19 protein-coding genes are annotated in these 25,082 nt (G+C 25.2%); 2 read left to right on the forward strand and 17 right to left on the reverse strand.

Annotation, left to right across the window (positions count from 1 at the left end; all coding sequences use genetic code 11):
• Nucleotides 1-307: 307 nt before the first annotated feature.
• From NG904_RS01460 to rfbA, 14 genes are all read right to left on the reverse strand, one after another.
• The gene (locus NG904_RS01460) at nucleotides 308-1,192 is read right to left on the reverse strand and encodes a glycosyltransferase family 2 protein (RefSeq protein WP_252229306.1); all 885 of its coding nucleotides are present in this window, start codon (nucleotides 1,190-1,192) and stop codon (nucleotides 308-310) included.
• Between the two features lie 216 nt (nucleotides 1,193-1,408).
• On the reverse strand, nucleotides 1,409-2,050 hold the full coding sequence (locus tag NG904_RS01465; RefSeq protein WP_252229308.1) for an HAD hydrolase-like protein: 642 nt from the start codon (nucleotides 2,048-2,050) through the stop codon (nucleotides 1,409-1,411).
• 2 nt (nucleotides 2,051-2,052) lie between these two features.
• Complete coding sequence (locus NG904_RS01470; RefSeq protein ID WP_252229311.1) at nucleotides 2,053-3,651, reverse strand: aldolase catalytic domain-containing protein; 1,599 nt, start codon at nucleotides 3,649-3,651, stop codon at nucleotides 2,053-2,055.
• A 50-nt stretch (nucleotides 3,652-3,701) separates the two neighbouring features.
• Entirely contained in the window at nucleotides 3,702-7,067 is a 3,366-nt protein-coding gene (locus NG904_RS01475; protein WP_252229313.1) for a capsular polysaccharide export protein, LipB/KpsS family, read from the reverse strand.
• Nucleotides 7,068-7,098: 31 nt separating this feature from the next.
• Nucleotides 7,099-7,806, reverse strand: coding sequence for an acylneuraminate cytidylyltransferase family protein (locus NG904_RS01480; RefSeq protein WP_252229315.1), 708 nt, complete (start codon nucleotides 7,804-7,806; stop codon nucleotides 7,099-7,101).
• A 40-nt stretch (nucleotides 7,807-7,846) separates the two neighbouring features.
• Nucleotides 7,847-9,886, reverse strand: a complete 2,040-nt coding sequence (locus NG904_RS01485; RefSeq protein WP_252229317.1) for a hypothetical protein — start codon at nucleotides 9,884-9,886, stop codon at nucleotides 7,847-7,849.
• A 17-nt stretch (nucleotides 9,887-9,903) separates the two neighbouring features.
• Nucleotides 9,904-10,638 (reverse strand): ABC transporter ATP-binding protein, encoded by a 735-nt coding sequence (locus NG904_RS01490; protein ID WP_252229319.1) that lies wholly within the window; start codon nucleotides 10,636-10,638, stop codon nucleotides 9,904-9,906.
• Nucleotides 10,639-10,647: 9 nt separating this feature from the next.
• On the reverse strand, nucleotides 10,648-11,424 hold the full coding sequence (locus NG904_RS01495; RefSeq protein WP_252229321.1) for an ABC transporter permease: 777 nt from the start codon (nucleotides 11,422-11,424) through the stop codon (nucleotides 10,648-10,650).
• A gap of 47 nt (nucleotides 11,425-11,471) precedes the next feature.
• On the reverse strand, nucleotides 11,472-12,311 hold the full coding sequence (gene rfbD / locus NG904_RS01500; RefSeq protein WP_252229323.1) for a dTDP-4-dehydrorhamnose reductase: 840 nt from the start codon (nucleotides 12,309-12,311) through the stop codon (nucleotides 11,472-11,474).
• Nucleotides 12,312-12,332: 21 nt separating this feature from the next.
• The gene (locus NG904_RS01505; RefSeq protein WP_252229325.1) at nucleotides 12,333-13,337 is read right to left on the reverse strand and encodes a glycosyltransferase; all 1,005 of its coding nucleotides are present in this window, start codon (nucleotides 13,335-13,337) and stop codon (nucleotides 12,333-12,335) included.
• Nucleotides 13,338-13,645: 308 nt separating this feature from the next.
• The gene (rfbB, locus tag NG904_RS01510) at nucleotides 13,646-14,665 is read right to left on the reverse strand and encodes a dTDP-glucose 4,6-dehydratase (RefSeq protein ID WP_252229327.1); all 1,020 of its coding nucleotides are present in this window, start codon (nucleotides 14,663-14,665) and stop codon (nucleotides 13,646-13,648) included.
• Between the two features lie 187 nt (nucleotides 14,666-14,852).
• Complete coding sequence (rfbC, locus tag NG904_RS01515) at nucleotides 14,853-15,392, reverse strand: dTDP-4-dehydrorhamnose 3,5-epimerase (protein WP_252229329.1); 540 nt, start codon at nucleotides 15,390-15,392, stop codon at nucleotides 14,853-14,855.
• Nucleotides 15,393-15,567: 175 nt separating this feature from the next.
• Nucleotides 15,568-15,915 carry a four helix bundle protein gene (locus tag NG904_RS01520; protein ID WP_252229331.1) on the reverse strand — a complete coding sequence of 116 codons (348 nt, stop codon included), beginning with the start codon at nucleotides 15,913-15,915 and terminating at the stop codon, nucleotides 15,568-15,570.
• Nucleotides 15,916-16,080: 165 nt separating this feature from the next.
• Entirely contained in the window at nucleotides 16,081-16,959 is an 879-nt protein-coding gene (gene rfbA / locus NG904_RS01525) for a glucose-1-phosphate thymidylyltransferase RfbA (RefSeq protein ID WP_252229333.1), read from the reverse strand.
• A 321-nt stretch (nucleotides 16,960-17,280) separates the two neighbouring features.
• Between rfbA and NG904_RS01530 the strand changes: the two genes are divergently transcribed.
• Nucleotides 17,281-18,693, forward strand: a complete 1,413-nt coding sequence (locus NG904_RS01530; protein WP_252229335.1) for an undecaprenyl-phosphate glucose phosphotransferase — start codon at nucleotides 17,281-17,283, stop codon at nucleotides 18,691-18,693.
• Nucleotides 18,694-18,732: 39 nt separating this feature from the next.
• Complete coding sequence (locus NG904_RS01535) at nucleotides 18,733-20,568, forward strand: O-antigen ligase family protein (RefSeq protein ID WP_252229337.1); 1,836 nt, start codon at nucleotides 18,733-18,735, stop codon at nucleotides 20,566-20,568.
• A 123-nt stretch (nucleotides 20,569-20,691) separates the two neighbouring features.
• Here the strand turns inward: NG904_RS01535 and hepT are convergent, their stop codons facing one another.
• The 3 genes from hepT to NG904_RS01550 all read right to left on the reverse strand — a co-directional run bounded on the left by hepT (nucleotide 20,692) and on the right by NG904_RS01550 (nucleotide 23,522).
• A complete protein-coding gene (hepT, locus tag NG904_RS01540; RefSeq protein ID WP_252229339.1) occupies nucleotides 20,692-21,099 on the reverse strand; it encodes a type VII toxin-antitoxin system HepT family RNase toxin in 408 nt (135 codons plus the stop codon).
• Entirely contained in the window at nucleotides 21,089-21,490 is a 402-nt protein-coding gene (gene mntA, locus NG904_RS01545; protein WP_252229341.1) for a type VII toxin-antitoxin system MntA family adenylyltransferase antitoxin, read from the reverse strand. The genes hepT and mntA overlap by 11 nt, the downstream gene beginning before the upstream one ends.
• 187 nt (nucleotides 21,491-21,677) lie before the next feature.
• A complete protein-coding gene (locus NG904_RS01550; protein ID WP_252229343.1) occupies nucleotides 21,678-23,522 on the reverse strand; it encodes a cell wall-binding repeat-containing protein in 1,845 nt (614 codons plus the stop codon).
• Nucleotides 23,523-25,082: the final 1,560 nt, after the last annotated feature.

A 25,082-nucleotide genomic window follows, 5' to 3' on the forward strand; every position in this document is an offset into this window, starting at 1 on the left:
ACATATTGCATATATCAATACAGATAAAAAATAACCTAATTTTTAATTTGCGTATTTAATGTACCATATTCTGTAATATACGTATATATTACCTATAAAATATTAAGAAAAATTTATGATTTTTCTAACTTGTACATTATTATCTTGCACAGATATATAATTATTATTATAAAAAATGTATTTCTTATGAATTACTTTTTAAGTAAAACAAAATTTAGATTTTAAACTTGTACCTGTAAAATTTTACACCCCAGGGGTCAATAAAAAAACAGATAAGATTTTTACACCCTATCTGCTATGGTGACAGTCACCAGCTTGAACATTTTCCAAATTTTACACCCCAGGGGTGATTTCCTAATTTCATCGCAATATATCTTACTCCAAAGTTAGGTAGTAAACTAAATAGCACTTTTTTATTTCCGTCTTCCAAAGCTCTTTTTAAAACATATTTAGCTAATGTAAATCCACTTTCATTTCCTTTGTACTTCATTAAATAAGAATTTTCCTTAAAGAATACCCCTGTATCAAAGTATCTATTATAAAGTTGTTTAAATGTGAATATATGAGAATGATATACCTCAGAATTTGCACAATATTTAATTCTATATCCAGCATGTATTAACTTATGTGCAAAATACATATCTTCATTTATTATTATATTCTTTCCATCATAAGCATTGAGTTCTTTATAGATTTTAGTACTTACTGCTGATGATGCATCCGAATAAAAGAAAGTTAATAATCCATATTTCCCTATATCTTTCTTAGAAACTACTCTAGATTCTTCAGGATAGTTTTTTTCCCTAGTATACTTTTCTATACTATTATTCTCACAAATTTGTCTGCTAAAACTAGCTTCACACTCTCCGTTTATTATTGGAGTAATTAAATTGTTAAGCCATAATTTATTTTTCATATTAATATCTTGTGATATAAAAATTATTATATCACCACTAGATTTACTAGCCATCATTTCTCTAGTTCTGCTATGAGAAAAATCCTTAGGTTCAACTATACAATAATTACAATTTAATTCTTTTAAAATATCCTCACTCTTATCTCTACTTCTAGTTAAAACATATAAAACTTCTAATTCTTGTTCAGAATCTAACTCCTGAGTTAATATATTGTTATTCAAATTATATATGTAATTCTCTGCATTATACAATGGACAGATAATTGATATTTTCATCATTAGTTCTTCCTTTATATTAATTTATCTTGAATATTGTTTTTTATGCTATTCTACTTATATAAATATTAGATAAAGTAGAATACTGACTTATATCTAAAAATGTACTTTTGAAGTAAAAAACAACACCGGATTAATTTCAATAGGAGTTTACAAGTATATCCCTATTAAAATTAATTCAGTGAATAATTTAAGTTGAATTAACAATAAATACTATTATAAAATCCTATGTAAATCTGTCACAGAGTCACATACATAAACAGTGTCTTCAAACTCCTCACCTTTTTTAAATCCAAATCCATAAGTTACAGCAATAAAATCAATTCCAGCTTGTTTTGCTCCAAGTAAATCATGATTTGTATCTCCTACTAAAACTGCTTTTTCTTTATCCTGATTACTTTTTTCAATACATAAATTAACAATATCCGCTTTTGTTAACTTCCCATCCATATCAGATCCCTTAATAAAATCAAAATATTTACTCAATCCAAAGTATTCAAGCAACATCAATGTATAATCTTCTCTCTTATAGGTTGCTACCATTGTTAAAATATTATTACTTCTTAAATAAGATAATAATTCTATTATTCCAGAAAATATCTTGGCATGATATAAAAATTTTTCTTTATATGCATTTCTAAACATTGCTGCCGCTTCATTTGTTTTGTTATCATCTAAAGTGTATTTATCTTTAAATGAATTTTGGATAGGTGGTCCTATGAATAATCTTAATTCTTCTTCAGATAATTTTTCAAATTTCATTTTATTTATTGTATATTTTACACTTTTAAGTACACCAATGGATGTATCCATTAGTGTACCATCTAAATCAAAAATCACACAATTATATTTTTTCATAATTAATTATTATATAAAGATTGAGTCAAAAATGATATATCTATTTTTTCTCTCATCTCCAATAACCTTTCTTTAATTTTTATATTTATTACTTCTAATCTATCATAATCAGTAGACAATTCTAAATATTCATTGTAATAGCTACTAATACCAACAGGTGAAAATCCATCAAGACCTGCTAATGTCACAGAACTAATATTTAATAATACAAAAGCATTTAATAACATTATCAATGAATTATCACATATGATTTCCTCATTATCTAAAAGTTTTTCATAATTTAATATGTAATCAAAAGGCTTACTTATACTTGTTATATTTGAGGTAGCAATAACTTTAGCTGTATTATTCAATATATCATAATTATTAAACATAATATTATATCTTTTAGAATTACTGATAAATAAGTAATTAAATTTTATTTTTTCAGGTATAAAATTCACTGAAAAAATAATAGGATTATTTTCTTTTATATAATTTTTAATATCAGTTTCATTTTCAATCATAGATTTTCCTGGACCCAAAACAAGTATATTTCTATCTTTTATATTATCAAATAAATTGCTAAGATCCGTTTCTTTACAACCAATATTCTTTTGGTATTCTTCATATAAGTCTTTAATTATTTTATTTTCATAATCTAATTTATTTTTACCAGGTATATTTTTAAGTACATCATTTATTGATTTAACTGATAAAGTTTTTTTACTTAATAAATAATTTACATAATTAGGATGACAATCATTAGATGCAGATAAATAATAGAGCAAATTATAACCCCAATATTTTTTATTATATATTTTTAATATATTAGTATCAATTATTTCAAGTATTTGATTAATATCATAATTCTTTTTACATGTTTTATTTAAAAACATAGCTAATAATTCTAATGGCGCATTACCTGCACTTTTTCCCATACCATATACGGTTCCATCAATTACAATTTCTCTAGAAGTATTGTTTTTTATTACATCGATACAATTTGAATAAGCTAATTGAAAATTATTATGTGCATGATAACCCAATATAATACTTTGTTTTAAATTGTAATCTAATAATTGATAATAATGTAATAAATCATCATTATGTAATAACCCATAGGTATCAACTATAGAAACACAAAAAGTATCTATTTTATTTACTTCATCAACAAAATCTAAGATATCTCTGTCCTCATAAGATGTTATAGACACTAATTGAAAACAAACTTTATATCCCTTTTCTATTAGTTGTTTTCCAAATTCAATAGCTTTTTTAGCATTTGTTTTTTTGAATATAACTCTTATACCATCTAAAAAAGTCTCATTACACTCTGCAATATTTTCAATTTTACAAGTTCCATAATCTATCATAGCAAAAACTAATGAATTTTTCTTATTACAATACTTAAAAATTTCATCATAACACTTCGTAGTTGGTTGAATAGTTCTATTAATATTAAATTCTTCTCTATCATCTAATAAACCCACTTCTATCATTTCCACATTTGTATCAACCAACCTATTGAACATACATACTGTTATGCTATGTTCAAAATTCCACTCATTAACATATCCTCCATCACGAAGAGTACAATCTAACAGATTAACTTTTCCCATATTAATCACCTTTCTTATCTTTAGTAATAAGCATATAAACTATACTTCTATTATCTTATATAACGCTTTAAACATTCAGCAAAATTTTCAATAGGTTGTCCAAACTTAACATCTCTTTTTATCGTATCATCGAATAAATAATATTTTAATAATTGTGCTATATGCTTATTAAATGCGATTTTTTGTTTTTCTGTAAATCCATTTTCAACAGCATTCTTTAATACACTCTCAATCTCCTTATAATCAAATGCTTCATATGTACAACCTTTTCCACGAAGTTGGTTATATCCTAACATTACAACAGGTACACCTCTAATCAATGTTTCATATGAACTTTGTGATAAAACTGTAACTACTACATTAGCTAAATCTATTAAATCATGTATATTAACATCATCTACAACTATAACATTTGATGGAACATCTGATTTTAAATTTAAATACCTCATTGCAGGATGTGGTTTATAAATTATATTATAATTATTTTTTTCTGCTAATTTTGCTATTATTCTCATAGAATCATCACTACTTGTTGCTATAGGTGAATGAAATTCTTTTGTGTGTTGAGTATATGGACAAAGTCCAGATTCATAATCACTTTGACCAAACAATAAAATTGTTGGTCGACTAGATTGCAATTTATCTTTTATTTCATTTATTTGATTATTAACTGGCTGAATATTTCTATTTAATTTTGATTCTTTTATAAATTTTATAATATTTTTAGCATTAAATATTTCTTCTTCAGAAACAGGTTTATTTAAGAAATCATTATATTCTATTGATATTAAACTTTCACCCATTTGACCATTAGTATCAATTGAAAATGTTCCAGGTAAAACACCAAATTCCATAAATACAGTTTGTATTTTTCTTTCACGACAAATATTAGCCATAACTTCATGCATTGCAGAAAATTGATTCCAAATTATTACTTCTTGAGGAGTAAATTGATCTAGTGCAGTAGAACAATAATCATAAAAATACACAACTAAATTGTCTGCATAAGTTTTAGTCATATATTTAAATTGTTTTTTTAAATGCGAAGATATTTCTACTAAATATTTATTATTATCAAGAGTACTTTTAACGTGTGAAGAAATAGGTACTTCAAGATCTTTATCAAATCCATTTGAAAAAGCAACTCTTGAAACAACGAATATAGGCATTTCTAATAATTCATTTATCCTATCAATTTTCATATTAGGGGTTTCTGATAATAAAATAAATTTATTATTTTGTAATTTAGTAGCTATTTTTTTTAAATATTTACAAGTTCCCTTATCAAAAGAAGCCATATGCCCTAAGATAATTACATTATCTTTATCATTTGAATCTTTTTCACGTAAAGAAATTTCATTTATTGAATTAATCATATCTTGATTCATTTTTAAAATTCTTTTATTTGTTTCATTTTTTTTAAGTTTTATCTTTTTTATTTTTAAATATATCTTTTTAGTTGGTTCAAATAAATGAAAAGTTTTTAGTATATGTTTAACTTTAGTTTTTATTTTATTATCTTTAAAATCACCATTAATTATATTACCATTTCTGTTATTGTTTAACTTCCTATTATACCAACTTTGATAATAAGAAATTTCATTTCCAGTTATCCAATTATCTTGAAATTCAAAATTACAAAACATTTTTGCATCTTTTATATGTGGATTATTAAGTAATTGTTTATACACTTCATAAAAATCAAACCCTTCAAAACTCATAGTAGTTAAATCCTTAGAAAATTTTTCTGAAAAGAGTTTACAGAATTCTAAAATGTATTCTTGTAACTCAATCATATTATTATTTACAGAAAAATTATCATCATATATAAAATCAATTCTCCCATTATTTTTAACTATCCTTGATACTGATGGTGCTTGTTCGCTAATAACATCTTCAAGAAATGCATTATGTATAATCATAGATTTATTAGTAAATGAAGAACTTACATATTGAAATGATTTAACATCTATGCATTGATTTTTAAGATAATCATAACCAAATATATGATAACAAATATTTTCTATTTCAAAAGTATCTTTTAATAATCTATGTATTCTTCCACTATAGCCAATATCAAATATTGCTAAAGAATCAAATGAACCTGTTTCATCTTTACAATATTGTTCAACAATATCAGCTGCCATATGTGAATTATAAATAAAATATGGTTCAATGGTTTTAGCTAATTCAATCTGTTTTTCAAAAGGCCCAACAGCATCATCCAAGCTACCATACCCTATGCATTGAATTTTATCTAGTATCTCCCTTTGTTGTGATTCTTCTGTTAAAAATGCTCTTAAACTCAAATATTCACTTATTTTCATGTCAGGATTAACAGGATTATGTAATGCATCAAATATAAATCCATGTTTCTTTTTAACTTCAAAACAACGCAATGCCCTTCTTGATAATCTTAATCTTGTTAATTCTGGAACCTTATCATAATATGGTTTTAATATATTAATTATTTGTTCTGGTAAATATCCATCACGATAAATTAAACAAAGCTTGTCTATATCTCTTTCTATACAATCTTCTAACATCCATTTTACAAAAGTAAAAACTAGAGGTGCTAGCAATACATTGGCAAGGGTATTTAATTCCCCATTAAATCGTGTATTATTATCAAATTTCCTATATGGGTCATCAAAAATTATATTAGCCGCATAAGCAATTAAAAATGTATTATCAGAATTCAAATTATTTGTAAGCGTCATGTAGCCATGTAAAGTAGAAAGAAATTTTATACGTTTAAATTTGTTTTTTACAGATTCTACATATTCTGACTGCATTCCTTCTGCTCTAGAATTCTCTATATCAGCTCTATAATTATCACCTATATGCAATATTTCTTTAGCCTTAACCCCTTTATTTTCAAAATCATATACGATCTGTTTAAACAATCTTTTACTTCCCTTTGAAAGCTTATATTCAGAAGAAACATACATTTTACTAAAACCATGGTAATTATTTTTATTTAAAACTTTAGTTAAAAATTCTTCTGAATGATACATATCTGAACAAATTATAACATTTTTATCATTTTTTATAGCTTCATTAAATACCTCTTGAAGAGAATGTCTTGGTGTTAAATAATCTAACTCTACATCTAATTCTGTCTGTTTTATTTTATCAGCTTCATCTTTTGAATATCCTAAAGAATTTATAAATTCATCATAAATATCATCAAATGTAATATCATCATTATAATAAGGTTTTTTACTTCTCGCTATTTGTTCAGCTTTTCTTCTTACTGTGACAAATTCAACTGGTAAATTACATCTTTTTGCTACCAATCTAAACATATCTACAGGCTCTATACAAGGTCTTAAAAGTAATGTGTCAAAAATATCAAAGCTAACAACTTTAATATTTTTGTCACCTACTTTCTTCTTTAAATCTTCAATATTCATATATTAACTCCTTTTTATAAATAATAAGATATTAAATTTCTAAATATTTTTTAATATTATCTTTTCGTGCATTTCTTGCCATAATAGCACCTTCAGCTATATTCCAGTCTTCTTCCGTATCTAAATCTGCTGATTCATCTTTTGGAATAACAAATCTTCCTATTTTACCACCAAATACAGGATTAACTCCATTTTCCTGCATTTGAATAAAACATTCTCTTTTCCATGCAGTCATAGCCCACATTACTTCTTCAATAGGTTCTAGTAATTGAGAATTAATTTTTTCCTTTACAGTAAAATTAACAGGATTTCCTTTATAAAAAGATTCTGCTTTAATAGAAATAACAGATAAAATAGTATCAAAATCATTATTATTTAAGAATTTCACAAAATTATCCATTGTTTCTTTTCTTAAAAGTGGTGATGTGGGATTTATCATTACTACATAATCACAATTATGATTTTTTAAAAATTCATATACAAAATCTCTATTTGTAGCTTCATCAGTCGATAATTCTTCAGGACGTTTATGAAAGTTAGCCCCCATACTTTTAGAAAATTCCCCCAATTTTTCACTTTCAGTATTAACCCATACACTTTCAAATGCATTGCTTTCTAAAGCTAAATCAATTGGATATTGTATTAGTGGCTTATCGAATAAATATCGTATATTTTTTTTTAGTATTCTCTTTGAACCCATTCTTGCAGGTATCATAGCTATTAATTTATACTTATTCATTTTAAAATCCCCCATTATTTTTTATTTAAATATTAATTCTTTAGTTAATAATTCTTTTTGCAATACAAATTGATTTTTTAATAGCTTTTTTAGGATTTCTTATTGCTTTATGTAATAAAGTCATTGCTCTATTTATTTTAATAATGTTATAACTATAATTTTTTATTCCATATAATTTATCAAATTCTATATCATTAAAAAATCTTCCTTGAATATCTTCTATAAGTATTGCTTGTTTCCATAAATTTTTAAAAGATTTTTGTTTATAATAAATTCTATTATTTAAGTAATCTTTATAATTAACTTTACTAACATAGTTTTTAGAATCTTTTGATTCTCCTATACTTACTATATTATCTATTTCACAAAACTCTTTTAAATCCTTAACCATCTTTTTATTTACTAATTCTTTCATGGCTGATAAAACAAATTCTATTGATGGCTCGTCTATATATTCCTTGTACTTTAATGTACGTTCAAATATTTTACTTGCCTCATCTTGAAAAGTTTCAATACACTTACATCCAAAATCATCTTGAGTATTTTTTAATTGAGGATATATTTTTTCATTAGTATATCTAAAGTTTTTCAATGAACCTTCAGGTGCAGTAAATATAAATTCATACATCATTACATTGCTCATAATAAAATCTCTTTCTTTTATTGGTTTTCCATTATTGAATGCATATCCAAATGTTTTATCTTTAATTTTATAATCTATAACCTCAGTAGTACCAAAATAATATCCTTCTATATCTTTATTAATTAGATGTAACATAGCCTTATGGGTAGATCCAGCCCATCCTATATCAAATATATTTATACTATCAAAATTCATAATACCTTCTTGAATAAAATATTTATTCAAAACCTGTTTTTCATATAATAGTTTTTTATTTATATCATTCCATATTTCTAAAAGTATATTTCTTACTTTATTTATATTTTTTTCAGTTATAACTTCTTCTAAATTAGTAAAATCATATTTATTGAAAATGCTAATATATTTTTTGGAATCTAACTCCAAATTATTTAATATTTCTTTTATAGTTAATTTTTGTTCAAATCCGTCATTATATATTGTTAAAAAATCTATAGCTTTTTCTTTGTTATTTATTAAAGTAGGATATATATATGCTCTTCTTGAAGCATATATATATTTGGCTGACGGTAAATAATCATAATATTTTTGCAATATTTTATAAAGTTTATATGGCATATATCCATCTCTTGCTAAAAAATAAATATTATTCTTATTTTTTAACCACTTCATTAAGTTATGCATTAATCCTATATAAATAGGAGCAACTCTCATTATTCCAAATTCTTTCCAGTAATCACTATGTTCTAAAGAATATTTACTATTTATTTGAACTGCATTAATTATAGAATCTGATAAATTGTTTATTTTTCTTACTTCTTCTCTATCTTGTAGCCTTTCATAATAAAGTCCTACTAAACCATTTTTATTTGCATTTACTACATCTGAAATATAATTATCCCCAATATGAATCCATCTTTGCGATTCTTCTATATCCATTTCTAATCTAATATATGAATAAATACTTCCACTAGCTTTAGTTTTATTAATTTCACATGAAACATATAATTCATCATATCCAACATAATTATTTAATTTCAATAAATTTTTTACTATTTCCTTAGATAAATACATATCACTAATAATTATTATTTTTTTACAGTTATCTTTTGCATAATCATATACCTCTTTAATATATCTATTTGCAATTATAAATTTCTCTTCTATCTCAATCTCTATTATTTTTAGTTTTTTTGCACAATCTTCACCTATTTTTTTTCCCAATACGTTATATATTTCATCAAGCTTTATATCTTCGCATTTACTGCTTTTTCGAGCATTTTTTTCTGCCTCTATCCTTTCAATATAAAATTCTATTTTTTCACCGAACTTATTAAAATACTCTATTTCTATTATTTTAAATATATCTGTTGGATTAATAACATTTCTTAATAGTAATGTATCAAAGATATCAAAAGACACTACATTTGAATTTTTTACCTCTTCCTTTAGATTATTTATTTCTTTTCTGTAATCCATTGATTTTCTCCCATATACTATAAATATTGTTCATATTTATCACAAACCTCTTTAGTGTTTCCTACCATTTTCACTTCACCTTTTTCAAGCCAAACTACTTTAGTGCATAATCTTCTAATTTGAGAAAGAGAATGTGACACAAATAAAACTGTTGCATTTGATTTAATTAACTCTAACATTCTTTCTTCACTTTTTTTTCTAAATCGTCCATCTCCAACTGATAATACTTCATCTACTATTAATATTTCAGGTATACTAGCAGTAGCTATTGAAAAACCTAACCTAGCCTTCATCCCTGATGAATAGTTTTTAATAGGCATGTCAATAAAGTCTCTTAATTCTGCAAAATCTATAATTTCATTTATTTTATCATTTATAAACTTTTTATCATATCCTAAAATTAATCCATTTAAATATATATTTTCTTTCCCTGTTAAATCGTAGTCAAATCCTGCACCTAGTTCTAATAATGGTGATACCCTACCATTAATTTCTACATTTCCAGTTGTAGGTTTTTGAACTCTTGATACAATTTTAAGTAAAGTGCTTTTACCTGCACCATTAAGACCTACAAAGCCAACTACCTCTGCCTTTTCAATATTTAAATTTATATTTTTAAGGGCAATAAATTCTTCATATTTAACTTCATTCTTTATTTTTTTAATAATATATTCCTTCAAAGAAGTTATTTTTTGAGTAGATTTTTTAAAATTCATACTTACATTTTCAAGTTTAATTGCTGTATTTTTCATTTTTTCCTCCTATATATGTAATATAAATTTATCTTGTTTTTTATAAAATACAATTAAGCCAACTATTGTGGCTAATATCCCATATACAGCAGATAAAATCCACACTTCAGTTGTTGTTACTCTCCCATATAATATACAATCTCTAAACACTTGTATTATAGGGAATATAGGATTTAAATTTAATATAGATACATATTCACCATTTATAATATCAACTGAATAGAATATTGCTGATCCATACATTATTATTAACAAAACTACAGAATATAGATGTTGCATATCTCTAAAAAATACATTAATTGTTGCTAATACTAATCCAATTCCTAAAGAAACAAAGAATAAACAACCTAGTGGATAAAATACTAATAATGTCATCTTTGTGAACTGTACTTTCATCACTACCATTATTATTAATAATGGAATTAACGAAATTAAAAATATTATAAATGAAGAAATTACTCTTGATAATGGATATAGATATTTAGGAACATATATTTTTTTTATAAGAGAACTTTTTCCTGTAATACTATTCATTGATTGATTTGTTGATTGTGAAAAAAAATCGTATATAAGTCTTCCAGATAAACAATATACAGGAAAGTTGGAAATTTTATTTTTAAATAAATTAGAAAATATAAATGTTAATACTACCATTATTAATAATGGATTAAGCATACTCCATATTATTCCTAATACAGAATTTCTATACTTTAATTTAATGTCTTTTTTCACAAATTCCCATAATAAATCTTTATAGTTCTTAAATGTCTGTATTTGTGTAATCATATTATCACTCATTTCTTAATTTAAAACTTATTGTCGTTTTTAATACTTTAGAAATATTTATCTATATATCTCTTCACCCCACTTTTCCAATTAGGTAACTCATTAAACCCATTATCTAAAAGACTTTTCTTACTTAATTTAGAATTTAAAGGTCTTATAGCCTTTGTCTTATACTCATCTGTAGATATATAATCTATCTGGCAATTTAAACTTGCTAATCTCATGATTTCCTGTGCAAATTCTGCCCAAGAGCAAAACCCTTCATTTGTAGCATGATATATTCCATACTTTTCACTTACAGCCATATCACATAAAAGAACAGCTAAATCACATGTATACGTTGGACTTCCAATTTGATCATATACTACATTTAAACTATCTCTTTCTTTACCTAATTTAATCATTGTTTTAACAAAATTATTTCCGTTATTTCCAAATACCCATGAAGTTCTAACTATAAAATATTTTTTTAGATATTTTTTAACCTTTAGTTCACCTTGATATTTTGATTTTCCATAAATAGATAATGGCTTAGTACATTCATCTATTTCATGTGGTTTTTCTCCACTTCCATCAAAAATATAGTCACTTGATATATAAATCATTTTGGCATCTACTTTTCCACATGCTTTTGATATATTCTCTGTTCCATATACATTTATATTAAAACAATTTTCTTTTTCATCCTCTGCTTTATCCACAGCTGTATATGCAGCACAATGTATAACGCATTGTGGATTTATTTTTTTTATATATTTATTTACTTCAAAATAATTTGTTATATCTAATTCTTCTTTTGTTGTTCCAATATAATTAATATTTCTATTCTTCAATTCTTTTATAACGTCATAGCCTAATTGTCCATTAACGCCTGTAACAAGAATCATATTTTAATCAACCTTCCTAAATTAGTACTTTAATTTATTAAGTATTCTTTCAAATAACCAATTTGGCATATACTTTATTACAACTTCAAAATAAGCCTCTTTTTTACAAAGATTTCTATTCTTAATTATTTTAAAGATATTTTTATTAATTCTGCTATAACATAAGTCTTCAATATCTTTTAAATCTATACTTTGCACGTTAATACATTTCTTTAATTCATTTAATCTATACTCTAATGTTCTTACTCTTAAATTATAATAATCTTCTTTATTTTTAATTCCGCTTAAACTTCTAGTTTGATTGTTATCATGAATTCTATACTTAACTAAAGTCTTCTTGGTAAAAGATATACCTCCATAATAACTTGCTATAACACTTAACCAATGATCATGTATCATATAAGTTGAAAAAGGAATAGCTTTCTTCGCAATTTTAGAATCAATAATCATAGAACATCCTGAAATACAATTTTTAAAGAAAAGTTGTGATAACAAATTTTCGCCATTAACATATTTCAATCTTGGCTTAGCTTCTATTAATGTATCGAATAAAATCATTCCCTCACTATTTATAACCCTCATATCACTATAGGCCAAAACACATTTATCACTTAAAATTAAATCAACCAAAATTTCTATCTTATTTTCTTCCCAAATATCATCTTGATCACAATAAGCAAAAAATTTTCCTTTTCCTAATTGAGTAAGATATTCAAAAGCCTTATTTGAGCCTTTATTTTCATTACTTCTTACTAGCATGTAAGAAAAGTTTGTGATATATTTTTTAAATAATTCTTTGTCCACAGGAAATTCTGGGCAATCATCATAAATTATTAATTCTAACTTTTTATAACTCTGATTGTTTAATGATATTAATTGTTCTATAAACCATTTTTTATTAGGTTTATAAACTGCTAATAATATACTTACTAATGGTAAAGTATCATTAATATTGATTTTGTTTAAATTACAATTGTCTTCTTTAACCATGTTTTCAATGGACAATGGACAATGAACAATTGACAATTAAAGTATAAAATTCCTTCTGAATTTCTAAATTATATATTATCTTAGCGGCTTAACTTTCTTAAAAGAAAGTTATATGCAATAAATATAATTAAATAAAAGCTGTAAGCTTTTCAACCTTCATCGTCAACTGTCAATTGTCAATTGTCAATTCTCCTTATTTGTTCTTAGTTGTGCTTTGCACTTTATCTATTTGTGAGAAGTTCTTGATTGCAGCATAGCTGCTTTATCTATTTGTGAGAAGTTCTTGATTGCAGCATAGCTGCTTTATCTATTTGTGAGAAGTTCTTAATTTCAGCATAGCTGCTTTATCTATTTGTGTACATCTTCTCATAATAGTTTGTATATTCACCACTAATTATATTCTCCCACCAAGATCTATTATTTATATACCATTTTATAGTTTTTTTAATTCCTTTATCAAAACTTATAGTCGGAATCCAACCCAATTCCTTATGAATCTTTGTAGAATCTATTGCATATCTCATGTCATGACCTTTTCTATCATCTACAAATTTTATTAAATTTTCTGACTTCCCCAATTCATGAATAATTGTTTTAACTACTTCTAAATTACTTCTTTCATTATGACCACCTACATTATAAATTTCTCCAACTATTCCCTTATGAATTATTAAATCAATGGCACTACAGTGGTCTTCTACATATAACCAATCTCTAACATTCTCTCCTGTTCCATATATAGGTAGTTCTTTATTATTTAAAGCATTTGCAATCATTAATGGAATTAACTTTTCCGGAAAATGATATGGACCATAGTTATTTGAACACCTTGAAATTGTAGTTGGTAATCCATAGGTTCTATTATAGGCACCTACTAACAGATCTGCCGATGCTTTACTTGAAGAATAAGGACTTGATGTGTTTATTGGAGTTTTTTCTGTAAAAAATAAATCTGGTCTATCAAGTGGTAAATCTCCATATACTTCATCTGTTGATATTTGATGATATCTTTTTACCCCATATTTTACACATGCATCCATTAAAACTGCTGTTCCCATAATATTTGTTTTTAAAAATATTTCTGGATCTTCTATTGATCGATCAACATGACTTTCTGCTGCAAAATTTACTATTATATCTGGTTTTTCTTTTTCAAACATATCATATACTGTTTTCCTATCAGATATATCTATTTTGTAAAAATTAAAATTAGGATTGTTTTTAATACATTCTAAAGTTTTAATATTTCCCGCATAAGTTAAAGCATCTACGCAAATTATTGTATAATTTTTATATTTATTAAGCATATAATGAACAAAATTTCCACCAATAAATCCTGCACCACCAGTTACTACTATTCTCATTCGATACACTCCTTCTTTCAATGGACGATTGACAATGGACAATTTCGGTTGAAATTCCTAACAGAATTTCTTAACATATATATTTTTTAGAAAAGCCGTAGGCTTTTCATCCTTAATTGTCAATTGTCCCCTTTTAATTATCAATTATTTATGCATTGTCCATTGTCCCACATCAATTGTACATTACTTAAAAACTACAATCGATTTCTTGTAAAAGTGGTGCTTTTTTATCTTTTTCTGAAAGAATAGGATTTTCTATTCCCCATTCAACTCCTATTTCTGGATCATTAAACCTAATACTTCTGTCACTTTCATAGTTATAGTAATTATCAGTTTTATATACAAATTCAACATCATTTGTTAAAGTTACAAATCCATGACCAAATCCCCTCGGTATAAATAACTGCTTTTTATTTTCTGCTGAAAGTTCTACAGCTATCCATTGTTTATATGTAAGTGAATTTTTTCGTAGGTCCACAGCTACATCTAAAACAGCTCCCCTAACACATCTTACTAGTTTTGCTTGTGCATACTCACCATTTTGAAAATGAATTCCTCTAAGAATTCCCTTTTCTTTAGAATACGAGTGATTATCTTGTATAAAATCACAAGCTATTTCTGGAGTTTTAATTTTTGAGTAAGTTTCCATAAACCAACCTCTTTCATCTCCAAAAACCTTTGGTTCTACTATATAAACACCTTCTAATTTAGTTTTAATTAAATTCATTATTTTAAAACACCCCTCTTTACAATTGACAATGCACGATTGACTATTGACAATTTGAGATGAAATTTCTAACGGAATTTCTGAAAATATATTTTTTAAGAAAAGCCGCAGGCTTTTCATCCTCAATTGTCAATTGTCTCCTGTCAATTGTCAATTATTTACCCATTGTCCATCGTTAATTACTACTGTTTCTAACTATACTATTTAATATTCTACATATTTCTTTACAATCTTGTAACAAAGATTTCATTTCATTTTTACATAATATATCACTTAATAACATAAGTTCTAACCAATATTCTGTTTCATCTGCTTCTTTCAATGCAATACTCATTTTATTTCTAAAATCTGCCTTACTAATTGCATTTATAGATTCTTTTACATTGGCACCTATACTTGTTCCTGAACGAAGTAATTGCTTTGATAATACAAATTCTTTTTTATTATTAACTAAATATCTATAAATTTCTATTATTTTTAATGCAAAACTAAAGGATTTATCAACTATTATATTTTCCTTCATAACATCCTCCTAAATCTCAGATATTATGAGTCTTGACACTTATTAAATTAACAATTCTAATTAGCATATGAATTTGTGAAAACAAATTTAATGCAATATATATAATTAAATAAACTACATAGTAGTTTTATCCTTCATTGTCAATTGTCCATTGCTCATTGTCAATTAATATATAATTTTTCCTTCTGCTACATTTTTTAGATGTTCTCCATATGGACTTTTTCCATATTGCTTTGCACTTTTAAGTAAAGTTTCTTTATCTATCCAACCATTCTTATATGAAATTTCTTCCAAACAAGCAATTTTAAGACCTTGCCTATTTTCAATCACTTTTACATATTCAGTTGCTTCTGTGAAGCTATCAATTGTACCTGCATCAAGCCAACCATATCCTCTTCCTAAAGTTATTACATCAAGATTTCCATTTTCAAGATATTTCTTGTTTAAATCTGTAATTTCTAATTCTCCACGAAGTGATGGTTTTAAATTTTTAGCATATTTACAAACATTATTATCATAAAAATAAAGACCTGTAACTACATAATTAGATGTAGGTACTTCTGGTTTTTCTTCCAATGATATAACTTTTCCATTTTCATCAAATTCTACTACACCAAAACGTTCTGGATGATCTACATAATATCCAAACACTGTTGCACCTTCCTTGTTTTCAACTGCCTTTCTTAAATGATATGTTAATCCATTTCCATGAAATATATTATCTCCAAGTATCATTGCACAACTATCATCTCCTATAAATTCTTCTCCTATTATAAATGCTTGCGCCAATCCATTAGGAGTTTCTTGAACTTTATAGGATAAAGTTATTCCATATCTTGATCCATTACCTAATAATCTTTCAAAATTAGGTAAATCTTTAGGAGTTGAAATTATTAATATTTCTTTAATTCCGGCTAACATTAAAGTGGATAATGGGTAGTAAATCATAGGTTTATCATATATAGGTAAAAGTTGCTTTGATGTTACCATTGTTAATGGATATAATCTTGTACCACTTCCACCTGCTAATACTATTCCCTTCATGATTGTTCCTCTTTTTTCTTGTATTTTAGACATTTTTCTCTTTATTTTAACATAAATAAAAAGAAAAACAAAATTATTTTACAATTATTTACGATTGTTATTTCTTCCCTTCACTAGGTTTTATCTACATTGCATCTTTGTATATATAATGTTATTATATTTTCATATTACAAAATAAAATTTTGTAAAATAATGTATTATAAATTCTCTCTTTGTCGTTTTTTAATAAAATAATACTTTTAAAAGATTATAATTTTTTTAATATTAGTACATTGGGAGAATTACGAATTTATAACTACTATTGAGTAAAGGAAGATATTGATGATAAAAGAAAATCAAAATTTATTTAATAAGATAAATATAATTTCAGACATATTAATTTTATTTCTATCTATGATATTTGCATATTTTATACGTTTTTATATATTCTCACCAAATACTAATTACATAAAACTATCTATATATATACAATTTACACTTCTTATTGTTCCAGTAAATTTAATTATATATAACTTCTTAAATTTATATCATTCATTTAGAGCAACAGGCTTTAAAAAGGAATTTTTTCAAATAATTAAAGCAAATACTGTCTTAACAGCTATATCGTTATCACTTTTGTATATTTTTAGATTAGTTGATATTTCTAGATTGGTTATTTTTATTTTTTATTTTATCAATATATTTTTAATAACATCTAAAAGATTTATTTTAAGAAAAACTTTATCTAAAATGCGTTCTAACGGAATGAATCTAAAACATGTAATAATCATTGGCGCTGGTGAAATTGCTAAGGAATATTTAAAGGTAATTAAAAATAATAAAAGTTTTGGTTATAATTATGCTGGCTATGTAGCTAACTCCTCTAATTTTGAAGGAACAAAGCTAGGAAACTTTAATGATTTTTTTGAAGTTTTAAATAAATATAATGTAGATGAAGTTATTTGTGCTCTTAATATTGAAGACTTAAAATATTTAGAACAAATAGTTTCTGCTTGTGAAAAAAGTGGTACAAAAATTTCAATTATACCGTTTTGTTATAAATATATCCCTAGTAAACCATATATAGATCAAATAGGTAGTATCCCTCTTATAAATCTTAGAAGAATTCCCCTAGATAATATTGGAAACGCCTTTTTGAAAAGATTTATGGACATACTTTTTTCTCTTATTTTAATTATATTAACAAGTCCTTTAATGATAGTTACTGCATTAATAATAAAATGTACATCTAAAGGTCCTATTATATTTAAGCAATCTCGTGTAGGTTTAAATAAAAATATATTTACAATGTACAAGTTTAGATCTATGAAAGTGAATTATGAAGAACAAAGTGGTTGGAGTACTAATAATGATGCTAGAAAAACCATATTTGGAGCTTTTATACGTAAATTTTCAATTGATGAACTTCCTCAATTTTTTAATGTATTAAAAGGAGATATGAGTTTAGTAGGTCCTAGACCTGAAATCCCCCATTTTGTTAATGAATTTAAAAATGAAATCCCACTTTACATGGTAAAACATCAAATTAAACCTGGTATAACTGGACTAGCTCAAATAAATGGATATAGAGGAGATACATCAATAAAAAAAAGAATAGAGTACGATATATACTATATAGAGAACTGGGACATGCTTATAGATATAATAATATTATTAAAAACAGCATTTAAAGGCTTTAAAAATAATGAAAATATATTAATTAAAAATACAGAAAAGAACAATAATAAAATATAAATTATAATAAATAAAAATAATATTTTAGGAGTGTTAAATATGTATCTTCTTGAAAGAATTGAAGACAATTTAAAGAAAAAGTCCATTGGATTTTTCTTACCTATTACATTTATATTAACTATAATACCTCTTATTGTGAGATTAAAGATGGTTAAACTTGATGATGCCGGTATAAATTTATATGCAGTTGAAAATCAAGCCGATTTCTTTTCACAAAATAAGGCTCTTTGGTTAGCTATTTTTTCTGTAATACTTTTTATATTTGCTTTGTGTTTATTTAAAAAATTATTTGAAAAAAGAGATAAAACTACTACTGCAATTTTAATTTGTACTGGTGTGTTTTTAATTTCTACTTTCATTTCAGCGATGTTTTCATCGTATAAACAAGTTTCTTTCTTTGGATTTTATGATAGAGCTGAAGGATTTATTACTATTGCATGTTACATGATTATTTTTGTTTATTCCATTTATGCATTTAAGAGTACACATTGTTATAAGTACATGGTAATACCTATATTAATTGTAGTTTTAATTAATTCATTTTTAGGGATTTTTCAATACATAGGTAATGATTTAATTAATAGTAAATTAGGTATTGCATTAGTTGTTCCTAGTGAATACAACATTGGTGAAAAAGGCTTAGGCTTACTATATGAAAAAGGAAAACTTTATGGTACTTTTTATCATTACAATTATGTTGGTAGCTTTATAGGCCTTGTATTACCAATATTATTTTCTTTAACTATATTTGAAAAGAAAGTAATTAATAAGATTGTCTTAGGAGTATTCTCATTACTTTCTGTATGGTTATTATTTGGTAGTACATCTCGTGCTGGTATAATTGGTTTATTTGTCGCTATAATTTTTGGACTTACAATCTTTGGAAGAGTAATATTTAAAAGCTGGAAACCTCTTGTAATAACTTTAGCTTGCATTGCTGTTTTAGCTGTTGGCGGTAACGTTGCTACTAAAGGTCAACTTTTTGAAAGAGTTCCTTCTTTAGTTTCTGACATATTCAGTGTATTTGATAACACAAATAATGTAGATTATAGAGCAAATACCCCTATAAGTGATATCAAGCATGTTGATAAAAATATAGAAATAACTGTTCCAAATGATGTTTTAAAGATATCTTATGAAGGTGAAAATTATATATTTAGAAATTCTAGTAATGAATCTATTCAATTTGATATTGTAGATGGAGTTTATAAAACTGCTAATGAAAACTTTAGTAATATTTCATTTAGATTTGGTAAATCAAGTAAATCTTCTAGTAAAGCAGATTTATTCATGTTACAAGTTAATGATAATCCAACATTTATGTTTAAATTAAAAGAAGATAACAGCATTCATTTAAGAGATTCAAACGGAATGAGATTTATAGATGTGGAATATCCTGATACTTTTGGATTTAAAGGAAAAGAAAAATTAGGTTCTGCAAGAGGATATATCTGGTCAAGATCAATTCCTTTAGTTAAAGAAACTTTATTATTAGGTACTGGACCAGATACATTTGCTTATGTATTCCCACAAAATGATTTAATGGGCAAATACTACGCTTATAATACTCCTAACATGATTGTAGATAAGCCACATAATTTATATTTACAAATTGCAATAAACAACGGTTTAATAGCTTTAATTGCATTCTTAGGTATAATGATAATCTATGTTGTAGATAGTATTAAATTATATGCATTAAAGAAAGAATACAGTGAATCTCAAATACTAGGTGGAGTAACTTGCCTTGGAATTGTAGGATACCTTTTTGCAGGAATGTTTAATGATTCAGTAGTCAGTGTAGCACCTATATTCTGGATAATACTTGGCGTTGGAGTTGCATTGAATTATTTAAATAAAAAAGAAACTAAATAAATTTATATAATTTTGAAATATACTTAAAATAAAAAATCCAGAGTTATTATTTGCCCTATCTCCTTGACAGTTGGCAATTCAATTCTCTGGATTTTTACTCTTCGCTTTTAAACATTACTTTACCTATATTAATTTATTTATATAATAAACATATTCTTTAAAGTCTTCTAAATGATTTTCTATTATAGCTTGAACAATTTTCATGCTCACAGCTTTATAATCATGTACAGCTATGTTTCTAAATCCCACCATTGATTTCATCTTTTTAGTTAATTCATCATCTAACATTTTGTTTGCATTAAGTACCTCAAAAGCATCTCTACTATTTTGTGGAATACCTAAATGTTTTTCAGATACAATGTGCATTGCTAAATCAATTGTAGCTTCACAAGCTCTTTGTATATTTAAAATTATGGAGTCTTGTTTAGTATAATCATCTAAATTACTAGGATCATTATCATAAACTTCATGTATTCTATTTAAGCATCTATTTATAGTCTCAATTTTATTTACAATTACATCATTGCCCATATTTATCTATCTCCTCTCTCATTTTATTTATTACAACTTCTCTTTCTTCATTTAAAATTGCATATTCTTTAAATGATCTCATCTCAAAATACATTCTTTTCGTATTGTCGTTACAATATATTACTTTTCCATTACCTATAACTTGAGCTTTAAAAACAGTTGAAGATAAATTTAAATCTATTAAATCCACTTCTCTTTTAAATACATCTGCAAGCTCTTGAGATACCATAAAACATTTATATTCGTCAGTGCTATTTTCACTTAAAAATGCAATATCAATATCACTATCTTCCCTAAGATTGTTTTTAGCAGCTGAACCAAATAAATATATAATTGTAGGATTAAATTCTCTTTTCAATATTTCAATAGCTTTATTTAATTGAATCTCCAAATTTAATTCTCCTTTTCTTTAATATTATTTATTATACCCATATTATGATTATATATGATAATTCCTTTGGTTGAAAGCTTATGATAGAACAAGCTGGTGACTGTCACCAGCTTGGACAAAAAAGGTACTCCCACATGGGGAGTACCTAATATATAAAATTTAAATATGATAAAAAGCTTAATTTAAATTATCTGATCCAAGCTCCGTTAGCTCCTAAAACATAACCATTAACAGTTGTGTTTGAAAGCATTTTTCCTGAACCATCTAAGTAGTACCAAGTACCATTGTCATTTAACCATCCAGTTTGCATAGCACCTGAAGCGTTAGTGTAGTACCAAGTTCCATTGTCGTTTAACCAACCAGTTTTCATAGCTCCTGATCCTTGCATAAAGTACCAAGTACCATTAACGTTTTGCCATCCAGTTAACATAGCACCTGAAGCATTAGTGTAGTACCAAGTTCCATTATCGTTGATCCAACCAGTTTGCATGATTCCAGCTGCATTTGAGAAGTACCAAGTTCCGTTGTTGTTTAACCAACCAATAGCTTTAGTTCCATCTTCTTTAACGAATGTCCAAGTTCCATCTGAGTTTTTAACCCATCCAGTTGTTACTTCTGGCTTAGTTTCTTCAGTTGACTCTTCTTTTTCACCTATTATTGAATAAGCTTCATCTTTCTCATTCCAAACAACCATGTTGTCTTTATCATAAACTGATAATTCGTTCATAGATCCATCTACTCTATAAACTTTAGTCCAATCTTCATCATTATCCCATTTGTAGATATATCCAGAATCTAATCTCCAAAGGTTACCATCAATGTCAACTTCTAAAGCGTATTTATCTTTCTTTTCTACATCATCCTTAGATTCATCTAAAATGTCAGTATGGTATAAACTACGATCTCCTTTAGATAAAACTATTGTTTGAGTCTTCACTTGATCCTTAGCTTCATCTACTAAATAAGAAACTAATTTTCCATCAACAACTGTAAATTTAACATTTGTATTACCATCTAAATAGTCTTTAAGTAAAGAATCGCTAGCAATTGCTTCTCCATTATCTTTAGATACAACATAATTAGTTACAGATTTAGCATAGCTAACTCCATCTATATCGCTAGATGCTTTTTCTTTTGATATTTTTTGGATAACATCAAAACTTATAGTTTCTCCAGCAAATACTGTGTTTTCCATTTTTATTCCATAAATTTCTTTTATAGTAACACCAGTCTTAGCTGTAATAGTAATTTTAGCTGTTCTATAAATATTTTTAGAATCTTGTCCTAAAACATTTCCTGCTTGAATCTTTGCTGATACAGCATCTTTAACAGTACCTAATTTTTCAGAATCGTTAGTATTTTTTATTTTAACTGAATTTCCAGTAGTTGATTCAACTCTGATTTCTCCTAAGTTGTAATCTGCATCAATGTAGTTACCTTTTGCATCTGTAAACACAGTAAGATTACTTGCATTAACTTTGCTTGAATCTGCCGCTACAACTTTAGTTTCATACCAAGTTTCACCAAACTTATTTCCTGGTAATTGTTTCATTGTTTCATTAGTTACTAAATTTTCTTCAGCATCGCTTCTAGTTATTCCTGCATTAGTTTCATCATATCTATCATCTGTTTTGTATTTAACTTTTCTTCTTAAAGCTAAAGAAGCATCATCAAAGTTTTCATCCTTGATATCATCATCAGTTACTTTACCATTTGTTAAATCAACAAAGTATTCTCCTTCGTTAACATTAGCATATTTATCTCCATAAATAGTAGCATCTGAATCTACATCAATATCTTCTAATTCAGTATATTTTCCATCATTTAAGAAATAAACCGCTTCATCTTTATCTTCTAAATCTCCGTCAATATACATTTTACCATCTTTATAAGCTACTGCATTATAAACAGTACCATCTTTAGCTTCAACTCTCTTATAATCAGCAGCACTAACTCCAGTAGCTGGAACTAATGATACTACAGCTGCAGCAGCTAATAATAAAGCAGTTGCTTTGTTTGATCTATTAAACATATTTTTTCCTCCTAGTTTTTCCACTTAAATTTCTTTTTCTTTAGTTGTTCTTTAAACTCTTCTTTAGTTGTGTGGAATATTATTCACTTTTTTCTTTTCATAATACAATACATCCACCTTTTTATATTTCGGTACTTTTTTTGTAATTCTTTATACTTTTTTGTAATATTTTTTGTTTTTTATTAGTTTTTTTTGATTTATTTTTCATATTTTTTAGTTTTATTAAATAAATTTTCATAAAATGTAATTAAAATACTAGTAATTAAATAACTTAAATTGTAATAATATATATTATTTTAATTTTATTTAATATTTGTATATAAATATATATTTTTTATAATTATTTACATTAGACTTCTCATAATTTTTAATAAAACAAAAAAGCTACCTCATTTAGATATAAAATCTAAGTTTGAGGTAGCTTTTTGGCGCCTTTTTTATTAATTAATTCTTTTTATCTTTTTAATATTCTTTCCTTATTTGTGTGTACTCTATTGTAAAATTTAAATTTAAAATTTGTACGATTTACATTTAAATTTTTTTATTGTTTTTGTTATTAATATTTTATTTTAAATGTATATAATTATTATTTTATAAATAATTTTAATTTAATATTTTTCTAAAAAATATTTAATTTATTTGGTTTATTTTATACTTAAACTATTAAATTAAACATTTTATTATCTTTAATAATATCCTCTAAAAATTCTATAATAAATCTATTATTAAAATTTCTTATATATTTTTTATAGTTAATTTTCAATCAAAAATAAAACATCCGTGTAAATTTAACATTTATTAGTTTTTTAATATTTAATCAAAGATTTTTTTCTATTATTATAGCATTTTATTAAAACTTGTATTAATTATAATGATCTTTATTCATTTTTTAAGTGTGAGTCAAGAATAAATCTCTAAAATTTATATATTAATTTTAATAATTGTTATTTTATTTAATATTTTTTATAACTATTTCTATAACTTTATCAAATTTTGTTTAAAATTTAAAAAAGTATATTTACACTAAACATATTTGTATCAAAAAATAATAATGTATTTTATAAAGTTTAATTATAATGGCTTTTTCTTTAATTATTGTAGGATATAGCTTAATTTACCATCATGTTAACTATTATAAGCAAATTTTTCTTTTTGATACCTAAAAATTACTTTTGATTTTTTGTCGACAACTCTAAATAGAATTACTAATTACTTAATAACTCTAAGCAGATTTATTAATCAGTCAATAACCCTAAAAGGATTATAATTTAAATGACTTTAAGATAAGATTTAAGATAAGAAAAATAAATAAATTGTTTTTACTTACACTATACATTACAACTTTGATTTTATATTTTGGGACCTATTTCTATATTTTTTCTTCTATTAAGGTTTTCTTAAGAAAAAACTCAAGAAACATTAATATTTTCTATTGATTTTTATTACTCAGTCCATTTTACTTATGCATATATCAATACCTTCCTAACATTTTAAAATTAAATATTGATGTTTTAGTATAAGGGCGCAGTGACATTGTAATTAGACTTTGAGAATTCTTAA

Origin of the sequence: Clostridium sp. ZBS15, assembly GCF_023845705.1 — a bacterium.
Taxonomy (GTDB): Bacteria; Bacillota; Clostridia; order Clostridiales; family Clostridiaceae; genus Clostridium; species Clostridium aquiflavi.

Bases quoted from the DNA above. Each gene is read 5' to 3' on its own strand.
- NG904_RS01485 (WP_252229317.1), bottom strand. From the start codon at position 9,886: ATGGATTACAGAAAAGAAATAAATAATCTAAAGGAAGAGGTAAAAAAT.
- NG904_RS01495 (WP_252229321.1), bottom strand. From the start codon at position 11,424: ATGATTACACAAATACAGACATTTAAGAACTATAAAGATTTATTATGG.
- NG904_RS01535 (WP_252229337.1), top strand. From the start codon at position 18,733: ATGTATCTTCTTGAAAGAATTGAAGACAATTTAAAGAAAAAGTCCATT.
- rfbA (WP_252229333.1), bottom strand. From the start codon at position 16,959: ATGAAGGGAATAGTATTAGCAGGTGGAAGTGGTACAAGATTATATCCA.
- NG904_RS01550 (WP_252229343.1), bottom strand. From the start codon at position 23,522: ATGTTTAATAGATCAAACAAAGCAACTGCTTTATTATTAGCTGCTGCA.
- rfbC (WP_252229329.1), bottom strand. From the start codon at position 15,392: ATGAATTTAATTAAAACTAAATTAGAAGGTGTTTATATAGTAGAACCA.
- NG904_RS01530 (WP_252229335.1), top strand. From the start codon at position 17,281: ATGATAAAAGAAAATCAAAATTTATTTAATAAGATAAATATAATTTCA.
- NG904_RS01480 (WP_252229315.1), bottom strand. From the start codon at position 7,806: ATGAATAAGTATAAATTAATAGCTATGATACCTGCAAGAATGGGTTCA.
- NG904_RS01475 (WP_252229313.1), bottom strand. From the start codon at position 7,067: ATGAATATTGAAGATTTAAAGAAGAAAGTAGGTGACAAAAATATTAAA.
- rfbD (WP_252229323.1), bottom strand. From the start codon at position 12,311: ATGATTCTTGTTACAGGCGTTAATGGACAATTAGGCTATGACGTTATA.
- NG904_RS01470 (WP_252229311.1), bottom strand. From the start codon at position 3,651: ATGGGAAAAGTTAATCTGTTAGATTGTACTCTTCGTGATGGAGGATAT.
- rfbB (WP_252229327.1), bottom strand. From the start codon at position 14,665: ATGAGAATAGTAGTAACTGGTGGTGCAGGATTTATTGGTGGAAATTTT.
- NG904_RS01465 (WP_252229308.1), bottom strand. From the start codon at position 2,050: ATGAAAAAATATAATTGTGTGATTTTTGATTTAGATGGTACACTAATG.
- NG904_RS01520 (WP_252229331.1), bottom strand. From the start codon at position 15,915: ATGAAGGAAAATATAATAGTTGATAAATCCTTTAGTTTTGCATTAAAA.
- NG904_RS01460 (WP_252229306.1), bottom strand. From the start codon at position 1,192: ATGAAAATATCAATTATCTGTCCATTGTATAATGCAGAGAATTACATA.
- NG904_RS01490 (WP_252229319.1), bottom strand. From the start codon at position 10,638: ATGAAAAATACAGCAATTAAACTTGAAAATGTAAGTATGAATTTTAAA.
- hepT (WP_252229339.1), bottom strand. From the start codon at position 21,099: ATGGGCAATGATGTAATTGTAAATAAAATTGAGACTATAAATAGATGC.